Raw genomic sequence first — 12,276 nt, 5'->3', positions numbered from 1 at the left:
AACAAAATAAAGGAGTGTTGTATGTTTAGGGGAATTTTTGGTGGCGTGATTTCTGCCTTGCTGCTTGGTGTTGTCGCCTGTTCCGATGACAATCCGTCGGGCGGTATCGATGACTCTATTTCGGAGGGCGATAGCTGCTCGTCTATAGAAGCTCTTTCGAGTGATGATAGTGTAATTGAGTCGTCTTCGAGTGGTGCGGTAAAAACGGCCCGCTACAACTTGTGGGACCCTGCTGTAGACTACAAGGTCAATACGGGTGACGATAGCACGGGCTTTTGGCGAACCTTTGGCGATAACTTGTTTGGGCTTCAGGGCGAATCGAAGATTATTTTCCCGGTCGAACTTGAAAATTCGTCGACGCCGCTTTCTTCTGTCTTTAAACATTGCGATGGTTTGTGCGGATCGATTGAACCCGATTACTTAATGATTGGTCCCTGGGCGGGTGTTGAAATCCCGCTTGCCAAGGAAGGCTCTACGGCGGATATCTCATCTTGGGGCGGTATTTGTGTTACTTACGAATCTGATTATTCAATTAGTGTTTATTTAAAGGTTCAAGTTGATGGATTTGATTCCAATAGCTTAACGAAGCCTTTTGAAGCGTATCCCGCTAATTATTTAAGTGAAACGACTATTGGGGAATCTCCTGCGCCTACGCTTTTCAATTTGTTCAGTACAAACGAAGCTCAAACTGAATGCATGAAATGGAGCAGTTTTGATGTTAGCTCTTGGGCGAAAAATAGTGGCTCTTCGCAGATTAGCAAAGTTTATACTGGGGATGAGGCGGCTAAAGAAATTCAGTCCATAATGTTTGTAATTAAAAGTCGCGGTGATGACGAAAATAAGGTGTTTAATATTAAGGGTATTAGTACTTATGATCCAAGTAATGCCACACAAGGCTGGAAGTATCCGGATGAAAAATTTTACGATAGATTCCCTGTCGATGATACATTGACTTGTTTGTGGAAAGGGGGCTTGGGCGATACCCATGTGAAAACGGGTTATAATGACCGTGATGAATACGCGGGTATGCTGGTGCCTTTTGATGAGTCTCCTGCTAACTCTTATGCTCATATTGAGTTCCCTGCGTATCCGTCGATGGAGTATGACCCTTATATGTATGAAAGCGTTATTTGGGAGTGTGCTGGTTTTTGTGGAACGATGGATATTAATCTGGATGGCTCTGATTACGCTGTTGGCGGTATTTCATTTAACATTGCAGGCTATACTGATGATTATGTTTTTGAAAATATTCAGGATTGGGGTGGTGTTTGTGTCACTTATTTTTCTGAAAAGGATGCATTCCTGAACTTTGTTGTAAAGGATGTTCCTTACGAGAACTCTCCCAAGGTCGATTTGCCAAAGTCTAGTGGACTTGTCGAAAAGTGCTTTACCTGGAATGAAATCGCACCGAATGATCCTGATATGGGGCGTGCGGTGGGTGCAATCCAGTTTGCTATAAAGGGTACTGTAGATTATGAAAAATTCAGATTTAATTTGGCGGGTATAGGGGAGTATTCCGTTAATGGCGCGTGCTCTATTGAAACGCCTGTTATCACCCCGAAAAGCTCGTCTTCGGCATGGATCCGTAGCAGTTCAAGTGTCGATACGACCAAGCACCATAAACTTTATGTTGAAGAACAGTGCATATTGCTGTCGGATCTGTGGTCTTTCTTTGGAGCGGTGTTTACAGGTTGTAATAGGTCTGAGGATGATAACGCTGGACATTGGTATACAATTGAAGATACAAGTGATGAGAATAAGTCAAGTTTTACTCAGCCTTTGACTGATGAAGAAAAGGCTAATTTGATTGATGATGGTGTCCAGTTCCCTGATTCATGTGGTAGGAGCCATCGCAGCCTGTATGAAGGTGGCGTTTGCGGAACTGCCGTATTTAAGGATGATTATTTTGCCGGATTCGGTTTTTATGTTGCCGGAATTGATCACAATGATGGCACCTTGCTTAGTGGCGATGCGGATAAATTATGGGGCGGCATTTGCGTGACTTATGCTAGTGAAGCTGATATCGATGTCGTGATGAATAGCACTGGTGTTCATGATATTAGTCAGTTGCCCAAGTTGCCTAAGGCGACGCTTCCCAAGAGTTCTGAAGTGGTAACGAGTTGCTTAACGTGGGACGAATTTAAGTCAGACGATGGAAAACTTGTTGACCCCAAGAATCTCACGACTGTGAACTTTGTTGTTTACGGGGCAAAAGGAACCCGGAAAAAAATCAATATTCACGGACTCGGCAAGTATTCGACTTATGCGGAATACGATTACAGTTTAAAGTGCCCTATAGAAGAACATTTCGTCACTGAATAACTAGACAGCTTGCTAGCAATTCCCTTTATGTCTTCCCGGCCTTGTGCCGGGATCACCTTTTTTAATGAAATATTATATATTACAATTTATAGACAAAGTGAAGGAGTGTTGAATGTTTAGGAGAATTCTTGGGGGAGTGGTTTCGATTTTGTTCTTTGTCGTTGCCGCCTGTTCCGATGACAATCCTTCGATTCCGATTGCTGAGCCTATCGCAGATGGGAGTAGCTCGTCTGTAGATGCTCTTTCGAGTGACGGTGTCGTAGTCGAGTCTTCTTCGAGTGGTGCGGTAAAGGCTCGCCGCTATAACTTGTGGGACCCAGCCATAGATTACAAGGTCAATACGGGTGACGATAGCACGGGCTTTTGGCGAACCTTTGGCGATACCTTGTTTGGTCAACAGGGTAAATCGAAGATTGTTTTCCCTGTCGAACTCGAAAAATCATCGACTCCTTTGGCCTCTGTTTTTAAACATTGTGATGGCTTATGCGGATCGCTTGAACCCGATACTTCAGTGTATAGACCTTGGGCTGGTTTTGAAATCCAACTAGCCAGGGACGGCGCTACGGCGGATGTCTCGTCTTGGGGTGGTATCTGTATCACGTATGAATCTGATTATTGGATGTATGTCCATTTGAAAGTTAATGTTGATGGAATTGATTCCAATAGTGAAATATGGCCGTTCATGGCATATCCTGAGGGCTTTCTAGAAAGAACGACGCATGGTGGTTCTGAACCCACACTTCGTAATTTGTATTGGATTGACGAGCCTAAAACTGTATGTGCAGAATGGAGCCGTTTTGATATAACTAGATGGAAATATTCCGAATATTCAATCAATCGCCAGGTCTATACGGGAGAAGAGGCCGCAAAGGAAATCCTGTCTATCATGTTTGAGGTTAAAAGCCAAGGTGACGACGATAAGAGAACTTTCAATATTAGGGGAATCAGTACTTATAAACCGGACGAATTTTCGTTTGATTGGGAATTTCCTAATGATGGCGTCAATGTGGATTTTCCTGACGATGATTCCTTGACTTGCCTGTGGAAAGGTGTTGACGGAACCCATGTGAAAACAGGCTATAATGACCGTGACAGGTACGCGGGCTGGTTGGAACATTTTGAGGCGTCTCCTGGTGACGCTTATGCTCATATTGAATTCCCGGTGGAGCTGTCAGGGGAGTTTGACTATGAAATATATGGGGGACTTATTGAAACTTGTCTCGGTTTTTGTGGAACGATGGATTTTTCCTTGGAAGGAGCTGAATACGCTGTTGGCGGGGTCTCGTTTAATATTGCGGGCTTTAATGATGGCGATTACGTTTTCGAAGATATTCAAGACTGGGGCGGTGTTTGCGTCACTTACTATTCCGAAAAGGATGCTTACTTGAACTTTGTTGTAAAAGATGTTCCTTACGAGAACTCTCCTAAGGTCGCTTTGCCAAAGTCCAGTGGGCTTGTCGAAAAGTGCTTTACTTGGAATGAAATTGCGCCAAATGACCCTGATATGGGGCGAGCTGTTGGTGCTATCCAGTTTGCTATAAAGGGCACTGTAGATCAAGAACAATGCAGATTTAATTTGGCAGGTATTGGGAAATATTCCGCTAATGGCGCGTGCTCTTTTGAAACACCAGCCTTTTTTGAAAAATAGAATTTATAATTAAGTAATAAAGGAGTGCGTTGTGTTTAGGAGAATTTTAGATATTGCGGCGAGTGCCTTGCTGTTTGGCTTTGTTGCTTGCTCTGACGATAACCCGTCGGGTAGTTTTGATGTCCCGGCTTACGGCAATAGCAGTTCATCTGTTGAAACCGTTCTTGGTAGCAGTGATGGTGTTGGAATGTCATCGAGCGTCGTTGGGGGCGAGTCATCAAGTAGCGTGATTGTAAATTCCTCAAGTAGTGCCAAAACGCCGAAAAATACGGCTGCTTGTTTGTGGAATGCTAGCAAAGGTGACTATTTGGTGAATACGGGATATGATCCTGATAGTACACGTGGTGCTGGGCTTTGGTATAATATTAGCGATGATCCTGATGGCGGTGTTACTGAGGTTTATAGCCCGGATGTGTGCGGTTTTGAAACTTCTGAGTATGAATGTGCGGAAGCGCTTGTAGAATATTGTGGTAGTTATTGCGCTGAATATCGTTTTAGAAAAGGAACCTCTGCTGAAATTTTTGGGGGAATGGGATTCAATGTTGCGGGCATTGAAGAACCCTATGTCTCGTACGCCCTAAGGTATGGTGACATCAGCGATTGGGGCGGCGTCTGTGTGACGTACGCTGCGGATAGGGATGTGCTCTTGAGGCTTTACTCAGACGACGATACCTTTTATCAGGTTGAATTTGGTAAATCAACTGAATTTGTAGAAAAATGCGTTACATGGGATGCTTTGAATGCGGCCGAGGCTTCAAAACATGTGTCTAGCATTCGTTTCATTATGCCGGGTGCCGATGGTACAAAGGGACACCTCTCTATTGCCGCTGTCGGTAAATACGATGCGTATGGAGCTTGCGATGTCGATGGCTATGCCTATGTTTTGCCAAAGAGTAGTGTTGACGAAGGGTTTATCGTATTGCGCAGTTCCAGTTCTGGGCAAAGAGCTTCGTCGAGTAGCAGTCCCCGTGGAGATTGCACTGAACCGAAGGAAGTTAGCGAAATGTGGAATGGATTTGCTGCTCCTCTGACGACCGTTGAGACGGGATTAGATAATGGTACCGAAACTTCAGGATATTGGTTCAGCTTTGGCGATTATATGTCCGGTGTTGGTTCTGTAAAATTACCGCAACCGCTTGGGATTGAATATACGACGGGCGATGAAATTTATGATTACTGTATGGGCGTTTGTGGTGAATTAGAATTTTCAAAGGAAGGTTATTTGGGCGTTGGTTTCCATGTCGCGGGTATTGTTGATCCGTCTGAAGGTAATTCGCCGGCTGCTAAGGCTAATATCTCAAGTTGGGGAGGCTTGTGTGTAACGTATGCTTCGGACACTGATTTGGAAGTTATTTTGGCTTATACTCAAGAAGGTGGATTTGGAAATCTTTCTAGAATGCCTAAGATGACATTGCCCAAGTCCATTGAGCTAAAGACGGCATGTGCCGATTGGGATAATTTTATGACGGTGTTTAGTGAAGTCAGTACGACATTTATGACATCGATTCTCTTTGCTGTCCAAGGTGAAGCGAATGCTAAGAGCCGAATTAATATAAGAGGGCTTGGCAAGTACTCCGAAAAAAAGAATTTCTGTTCGACGGGCGAAGACCCGTTCGTCTCTGGGAAAAAGGGCCTAGTTATCAAATAATATGAAGCCCGTCGCAATCGCGGCGGGTGTTCACTGGACATTTGTCTTACTTTGTCACCCCGCACATTGTTGCGGGGGCGCCAACTGGGCCACGCCATGGCGGACTAGATCCGCCATCTTCTCTCTAAATTACGGCAATTCGCCGCCAATCAATTCCATCTGCTTCTTGTAGATTTCCTTGCAGGCGTTCTCGCCGAGGTCGAGGAGCGTGTTGAGCATGGCGCGGTCAAAACTCGCGTGTTCGCCGGTGCCTTGCACTTCGATGAAATTCTTTGCGTCTTGCATAACGACGTTCATATCGACGTCGGCTGCAGAATCTTCGACATAGCAGAGGTCGCAAAGCGGCTTGCCGCTCACGACGCCCACAGAGATTGCTGTAATGCCATGCTTCAAGATTTGTTGCGTGATGCCGAGACGTTCCTTGATTTTCTTCACTGCAATCGCGAGTGCGACAAAGCCACCGATAATGCTAGCCGTTCGCGTGCCGCCATCGGCTTCAATCACATCGCAGTCCACGACGATGGCGTTCTCGCCGAGTGCGGCGAGATCGGCTGCGCCGCGCAGCGAACGGCCCACCAAGCGCTGGATTTCCTGCGTGCGACCGCTCGCGCCCTTGCGCTCGCGTTCTACGCGCTTGCCCGTGCTCTGCGGGAGCAAGCTGTATTCAGCCGTGATCCAGCCCGTGCCGCGACCGGCAAGCCAGTCCGGAACTTTCGGGAGGAGCGTTGCGTTGCAGATGACGCGGGTACGTCCCATCTCGATGAGGACAGAACCGTCGGCGCTAGAAATGAAGCCCGTGGTCATCTTGAGATTGCGAAATTCTTCAGGTTTTCTATCAGTACGTTCGTATGCCATATAATCTCCTTGCGTTGTCTCCCCGGCCTCATCATTCTGATCTTGTCATCCTGGAGCCGAAGGCGATAGGATCAATTAATTTTTGTAATCACGTTTTTCGCATGTGGTGCCCCCGGCACAGCGGCCGGGGTGACAATTGTGCTTAATAGCTCAGTTTCTCCGTTGTTCCTTCGCGGAAGCTTCCGAGGCGGTAAATAAAATCGGTGTACTGCTGCAATTCCTTGAGCGCTTCAACGACGTTCGGGTCCTTCGGATTGCCTTCGAATGAAAGGTGGAAAATGTATTCCCACGGGCGGTCCGGATGCGGACGGCTCTCGATGCGCGTGAGGTTCAGTTTGCGCTTGGCAAAGCAACCGAGCGCTTCGTACAAAGCGCCAGACTTGCTGGAATCGCTCAACATCAAAAGGAGCGTCGTCTTGATAGGCGGCTTGCCTGTTTCGTTAGCCTTGAAGTCCGGCAATTCAATTGCGGTTTTCTGAATCGCGTAAAAGCGCGTGAAGTTCACGCCCGGCAAATTTTCGAGCCCTTGCTTTAAAATGTCAAGACCGTAGAACTTGGCTGCGTATGCGCTTGCGATTGCACCGATGTGCTTGTCGCCGCGCTTCGCGATTTCTTCGGCGCTGCCTGCGGTATCGTAAAAAGCGGTGCTCTTGATGTTCGGGTGTTGCCCGAAAAAGCGGCTGCACTGGGCGAGTCCCTGCGGGTGGCTCAGCACTTCGGTAAGGTCTTCGAGCTTTGTACCCGGCAATGCGCAGAGCGTATGTTCAATCTGCAACTTGACTTCGGCGACAATCGGATGGCGCCACTTGTAAAGCAAGTCGTAGTTGTCGTAAATGGAACCCGCTGTCGAGTTCTCTATAGGGATGGCGCCACCGTCAACGACACCTGTTTCAATGCCCTGGAAAATTTGTTCGAACGTGTCCATCGGCACGACTTCGATATCGTTTCCGAACAGGTGGTAGGCGGCACTTTCGCTATAGGCCCCGCGACGGCCCTGGAATGCTATTTTCTTCATGAGATGAAATATAAAAAGTAGGAAGTTAGAAGTAGGAAGTAGGAGGAAAAAAGAATATGGAATTTAGTAGTTGGTCATTAGTCAATAGTCATTGGTTGTTGGTTAATTGTTTCTATTTATTGTAATCGCGCCATCGGCGCCTCATTTAAAACTAATGACAAAGAGCCATTGACTAAAAACTAACTCCTACTTAAATCGTCTTGCGCCTTTGTATTTTGACGACCAATAGTTATCGTCCATGGAGGTAATCACCACGCCCTTACTCGTACTGGCGTGAATGAACCGGTTGCCCTTCAAGTAAATACCGACGTGGCTGATTTTCCAGAAGTTCCCGAAAAACACGAGATCGCCTTCTTGCAATTTTGTACGCTTGATGGAATAGCCGCGTCCATCGTCATAAATATGTTGTGCGCTATGATCGAGTGATATCCCGTAAAAGCCTTTATAGACTTGCATCACGTAGCCGGAGCAGTCCGTCTTCTTTTTGCTTGCTGCGCCATAAACGTACTTGGCGCCTAGCCATTCCTTGGCGTATTTTTCAAGGTTTGTGGGCTTTGAGACGCGCTTTGTTTGTTTCTTGGCTTTTGATGCAACTTCAGTTTTTTTGGCGGGTTGCTTTTTGACAGAATCCTTTTTCGTGGAATCAATTTTTACGATTGAGTCTTTCCGAACTACCGTCGAATCAGGCTTGCTTTTTAAATTTGATGTATGAGATGCGGAGTCCGACGAGTTTGTTTTTTCTTTAACGGCGGGAGCAATCGAGTCTGTGCTTGTTGTTGATGCGACTGCTAGTTTTTCTTCTTGCACCAGTTCTTCTTGTGGGTCTACGGCGGTGGTATCGACGGGTTCAGGAGTTGTGGTGGCCACCCTGTATCGCTTGTAGGTACCGCTCTTTCTGTCGTATCCTGGGCGTACGGGAAAAGCGCAGTTGGCAAGTAACACCAAACTGCATACCACTAGAATTCCCGTAAAAATGCGACTTTTGAAAGCCATCGATGGAAATTTAATTAATTACACCTTTCAAGAACAGATTTTAAAGGTGTTTTGACGGAATGTGTAATAAATATCATAGTCTAGGATAGCATTTGTGCGCGCGTTCCCTTCAATAATCTGGTATTTATGGTTATAGCTATATCTTATAGCTACATATGATAAAATAGTATATCTCTATGCCTTGACATTGCAGAAGGTATATTCTAATTTTATAACACACAAGAACGATAGGGAATTGAAAAGGTCTTTCACTTCACCTTGGCTTTCGAAGGAGCATATATGTGTAGCGACTGTCGAATGCCGGAAGGCATTCTGAAAATAAACTAACCAGAAGCCAATTATCCTTTGGGCTTCAACGGTTATAGAAAAGAAGTCAAAGGAATCACAACAAATCAGGATAACATGTGTCAAGGTTTCGAGTGAAACCGCTTTTACCGGTGTATCCGCAAAAACCAAAAAAAGGAATTTCAGAATGAGTGAAAAGAAAGTTATCGTTATTACAGGTGCCGCACAGGGAATTGGCCTTGCCGCTGTCAAGAAGTATGTCAAGGAAGGTTGGGCTGTTGCCGCAACGGATATCAAAAAAGAACAGCTCGATGGCGAAGTAGCGAAGCTCACCGCTCAAGGTGCCGATGTGACCGCTTACGAGCTGGATGTCGCTAATTACAAACAAGGTCAAGAAGTCGTTGCTCAAGTCGTTAAGAAGTACGGACGCATTGATGCCTTGTTCAATGACGCAGGCATTGTTGGCCATCGCAAAAACGTGCTTAGCTTTGACCCGGAAGAAATCAAACAGGCCGAAAATGTGAACCTCTGGGGGAGCCTTTATTTGATTCAGCATGTAGGTCGTGTCTTTATTGAAAAGGGCATCAAGGGCGCTATTGTGAACGTTTCTTCGTTTGTCGCCTCCTTTGCAGAATGGACTCCGTTTGCTTATGGCATTTCGAAGACCGCAGTCGATGGGCTTACACGTGCTGCAGCGTTCCATCTAGGGCGCTATGGCATTCGCGTGAACTCTGTAGCTCCGGGCTTTACCAAGACCGAGATGGCTATCAAACATGACTATTCGGATCCGAAACTCCGTAAGGCCGCTGAAGATCGTAGCATTTTAAACCGTTGGATTGAACCTGAAGAAATTGCAAATGCGGTATTTTTCCTCACGAGCGATCAGGCTTCTGCAATTACAGGCATCAAGCTCCCTGTAGATGCTGGTTATACCGCCACCAAGGAAGACAACAAGGTCAATATTTACGGTGATGCTGAATAAAATAATCTAATCTATTAACAAATTAAAAATTTTAACAAAAAAGGATTCTCAAACATGTCTAAAATTCATAAGTCTATTGCTGAACTCGTTGGTAACACTCCCCTTGTTGAACTGACTAATTACGAATCTAAGTACGGCCTCAAAGCGCACATTATCGGTAAACTCGAATTCTTGAATCCGACTGGCTCTGTGAAAGACCGCCTTGCTCTTGCCCTTATCCGTGATGGCGAAAAGAAGGGTGCTATCAAAAAAGGTGATACGTTGATTGACGTGACGAGTGGAAATACAGGTATTGCGCTTGCGGGTATTGGTCACGCTCTTGGTTACGAATATGTCCCTTATCTTGAACCCGGCACGACGATTGAACGCGTCCAGATTTTTGAAGGCTACGGTCTCGATTTGCAATCTTTCTATGACATTAAGGAAGTGGCCGACTTTGAAAAGAAGGGCCTTGTGCTCGATGATCTGATTGCGGGTATGGAACGCCTCGCCAAGGAAAAGGGCCAGTATTACACGGGCCAGACTCTGAACAACGCCAACCAGGAATATCATTACCAGACAACAGGTCCTGAAATTTGGAACGATACGGATGGCCATGTGGATTACTTTGTAGCCATGGGCGGCACTGCAGGTACTATTGTAGGTACGGGTCGCTACCTCCGCGAAAAGAATCCCAACGTGAAAATCATTGGCGTGCAGGCCGCTCCGACTTCTCGACCGGATAATCCTGATTTTACGGGACACATTGTCGATGGTACGCTCCCGCTTGGCCGTGTTGATGAATCTTTGGTGCCGACGATTATCAAGGATAACCGCAATAACGGTTTTGAATTTGATGAAATCATTGACATCAAGGCCGAAGAAGCTTACGAGACCGCTCAGGAAACCGCAAAGACCGATGGTCTCTTCCTTGGAACCTCTGCGGCTGCAGCTCTTACGGCAGCAATCCAGATTGCAAAACGCCCCGAAGCGGCTGGCAAGAACATTGTGGTGATTTACGCCGATAATGGTTACAAGTATCTCTCCACGGATTTGTACAAGAGAAAAAAGAAAAGTGAGGCTGTGTAATGAAATTAAACTTTGTTCAGAATCTAGATTTTAGTGCCTCCAAAAATGGAAATTATCTCGAAGCGGTCTTGCAGATTGTCAAGTATCTCAAGACAAACGAGGTCGTCACGCCGCAAGGCAAGTACTGGAAAGCAAGCCCGGAACCGGGAAATGAGTACAAGGGCGACTTGATGATTACGCCTAAGGGCCTTTATGCCGGCTCGGCAGGCATTGGCCAATTCTTCTTGCAACTTTACGATGTCACTCAGGACGAAGTGTATTTGCAAGAAGCTAAGGATGCCGCAGAATACATCCTCAACACGTACGAAGGCAAACAGTTCTTTGATAATGTGTTAAACGGAAACGACGGCGGTATTTGGCCGGTCAAGGGCTGGGGAACGAGTGTCTATGCGTCACCGGCGGGGCAGGCGGTTTTCGTGGAACAGCTTTACGAACATACGGGCAATCCGCGTTACCGCGAATTCCTGATCCGCACGGCAGACGATTCCATCGCTGCAGGCGTTGATGACGGTAACACGCTCCACTGGAGTACCGAAGCCGACCTGATGGCCGATGGATCTTACGCGTTTTTCTTCCTTTACGTCTATCGTAAGACTAAAGACAAGAAGTATCTGGATGCGGCCAAAAAAGTTGTCGCTTTTACAGACACGAGAATTGTCCATGCCAAGGAAGGCGGCATTTACTACAAGAACGTGGACTTGACGCTTGTTGGCTGGAAATCCAAGGAATCTGTGTTCCCTAACTTTAGCCATGGTGCTGCTGGATCCGCTTTCTTGAATGTTCTCTTGTACGAAGAAACTAAGGAAAAAGCTTATCTCGACAAGGCGAATGAAGTTGTCAAGTTCCTTTCGGCAATCGTTGAGGGCGATGAAAATGGTGCTTTGATTCCGTATCTCTACAATCCGGAAAAGGGGCGTTTCCATGACTTCTATTACCTTTCGACTTGCCATGGTCCCGTGGGTACAACACTTTTGTTCCGCAAACTTTTCGATGTGACTCAGAACAAAGAAAACTTGGAATGGGTGGACTTGCTCACTAAGGGAATCCTCAAGACCGGCGCTCCACTCAAGCATACTCCGGGTTATTGGAATAGTTATTGCCTTTGCTGCGGAGCCCCTGGCGTCCTCGCTCATTTTGTGAAGACCGCAGAAGTACTGAATGATGAATCCTACATCGAACAGGCGAAGCTCACTGCAGACAAGCTTCTCGGTGATTCTTGGAACGATGACAAGGGACGTCGCTGGTTTGCGGCTTGGACTCGCAAATTGCCGGGTTTTGTAGAAACCTACACGGGGCTTTACGATGGCGCGGCTGGTGTCGGTACAGCATTGCTTTATCTCTACGCTCACGAAAAGGGCATAAAGATAAAAACGGAAACGGTAGAATATCTCTTCTTGAATCCGGTAAAAGCTGCTTAGAATTTAAAACATAGAATCCGGAAGCGTTTTTGCAGAAAAGGG

Annotated in this window: 9 protein-coding genes; 6 read left to right on the top strand and 3 right to left on the bottom strand. The window is 46.3% G+C overall.

Going from position 1 to position 12,276, the window contains the following annotated elements; translation table 11 throughout:
• Positions 1–21: 21 nt before the first annotated feature.
• The 3 genes from B9Y77_RS13260 (at position 22) to B9Y77_RS13250 (ending at position 5,618) form a co-directional block, all read left to right on the top strand.
• A complete protein-coding gene (locus B9Y77_RS13260) occupies positions 22–2,322 on the top strand; it encodes a hypothetical protein (protein WP_176221768.1) in 2,301 nt (766 codons plus the stop codon).
• Between the two features lie 112 nt (positions 2,323–2,434).
• The gene (locus B9Y77_RS13255) at positions 2,435–3,970 is read left to right on the top strand and encodes a hypothetical protein (protein WP_085491971.1); all 1,536 of its coding nucleotides are present in this window, start codon (positions 2,435–2,437) and stop codon (positions 3,968–3,970) included.
• Positions 3,971–4,001: 31 nt separating this feature from the next.
• Positions 4,002–5,618 carry a hypothetical protein gene (locus B9Y77_RS13250; RefSeq protein WP_085491970.1) on the top strand — a complete coding sequence of 539 codons (1,617 nt, stop codon included), beginning with the start codon at positions 4,002–4,004 and terminating at the stop codon, positions 5,616–5,618.
• 129 nt (positions 5,619–5,747) lie between these two features.
• On the opposite strand, the gene rph is transcribed toward B9Y77_RS13250, so the two are convergent.
• From rph to B9Y77_RS13235, 3 genes are all read right to left on the bottom strand, one after another.
• Positions 5,748–6,473: a ribonuclease PH gene (gene rph / locus B9Y77_RS13245; RefSeq protein WP_085491969.1), complete on the bottom strand. Its 726-nt coding sequence runs from the start codon at positions 6,471–6,473 to the stop codon at positions 5,748–5,750.
• Between the two features lie 142 nt (positions 6,474–6,615).
• A complete protein-coding gene (locus B9Y77_RS13240) occupies positions 6,616–7,488 on the bottom strand; it encodes a prephenate dehydratase (protein WP_073425143.1) in 873 nt (290 codons plus the stop codon).
• 186 nt (positions 7,489–7,674) lie between these two features.
• The gene (locus B9Y77_RS13235; RefSeq protein WP_085491968.1) at positions 7,675–8,481 is read right to left on the bottom strand and encodes a C40 family peptidase; all 807 of its coding nucleotides are present in this window, start codon (positions 8,479–8,481) and stop codon (positions 7,675–7,677) included.
• Positions 8,482–8,953: 472 nt separating this feature from the next.
• Here B9Y77_RS13235 and B9Y77_RS13230 point away from each other — a divergent pair, with 472 nt between their 5' ends.
• Genes B9Y77_RS13230 through B9Y77_RS13220 form a run of 3 tightly spaced genes read left to right on the top strand, consistent with a single transcriptional unit; the run spans position 8,954 to position 12,234 of the window.
• Complete coding sequence (locus B9Y77_RS13230; RefSeq protein ID WP_085491967.1) at positions 8,954–9,748, top strand: SDR family NAD(P)-dependent oxidoreductase; 795 nt, start codon at positions 8,954–8,956, stop codon at positions 9,746–9,748.
• Between the two features lie 54 nt (positions 9,749–9,802).
• Entirely contained in the window at positions 9,803–10,816 is a 1,014-nt protein-coding gene (locus tag B9Y77_RS13225; protein ID WP_014545402.1) for a PLP-dependent cysteine synthase family protein, read from the top strand.
• Positions 10,816–12,234, top strand: a complete 1,419-nt coding sequence (locus B9Y77_RS13220; protein ID WP_085491966.1) for a lanthionine synthetase LanC family protein — start codon at positions 10,816–10,818, stop codon at positions 12,232–12,234. Before B9Y77_RS13225 ends, B9Y77_RS13220 begins: the two co-directional genes overlap by 1 nt.
• Positions 12,235–12,276 lie beyond the last annotated feature (42 nt).

It is taken from the genome of Fibrobacter sp. UWB13 (assembly GCF_900177805.1).
GTDB lineage: Bacteria > Fibrobacterota > Fibrobacteria > Fibrobacterales > Fibrobacteraceae > Fibrobacter.
Note: the sequence above shows the minus strand (reverse complement) of the source record. Positions and strands in the feature narration are given on the sequence as shown.

Excerpts from the sequence above, each read along its gene's own strand:
- B9Y77_RS13230 (WP_085491967.1), top strand. The coding sequence starts at position 8,954 with ATGAGTGAAAAGAAAGTTATCGTTATTACAGGTGCCGCACAGGGAATT.
- B9Y77_RS13240 (WP_073425143.1), bottom strand. The coding sequence starts at position 7,488 with ATGAAGAAAATAGCATTCCAGGGCCGTCGCGGGGCCTATAGCGAAAGT.
- B9Y77_RS13255 (WP_085491971.1), top strand. The coding sequence starts at position 2,435 with ATGTTTAGGAGAATTCTTGGGGGAGTGGTTTCGATTTTGTTCTTTGTC.
- rph (WP_085491969.1), bottom strand. The coding sequence starts at position 6,473 with ATGGCATACGAACGTACTGATAGAAAACCTGAAGAATTTCGCAATCTC.
- B9Y77_RS13235 (WP_085491968.1), bottom strand. The coding sequence starts at position 8,481 with ATGGCTTTCAAAAGTCGCATTTTTACGGGAATTCTAGTGGTATGCAGT.
- B9Y77_RS13220 (WP_085491966.1), top strand. The coding sequence starts at position 10,816 with ATGAAATTAAACTTTGTTCAGAATCTAGATTTTAGTGCCTCCAAAAAT.
- B9Y77_RS13260 (WP_176221768.1), top strand. The coding sequence starts at position 22 with ATGTTTAGGGGAATTTTTGGTGGCGTGATTTCTGCCTTGCTGCTTGGT.
- B9Y77_RS13225 (WP_014545402.1), top strand. The coding sequence starts at position 9,803 with ATGTCTAAAATTCATAAGTCTATTGCTGAACTCGTTGGTAACACTCCC.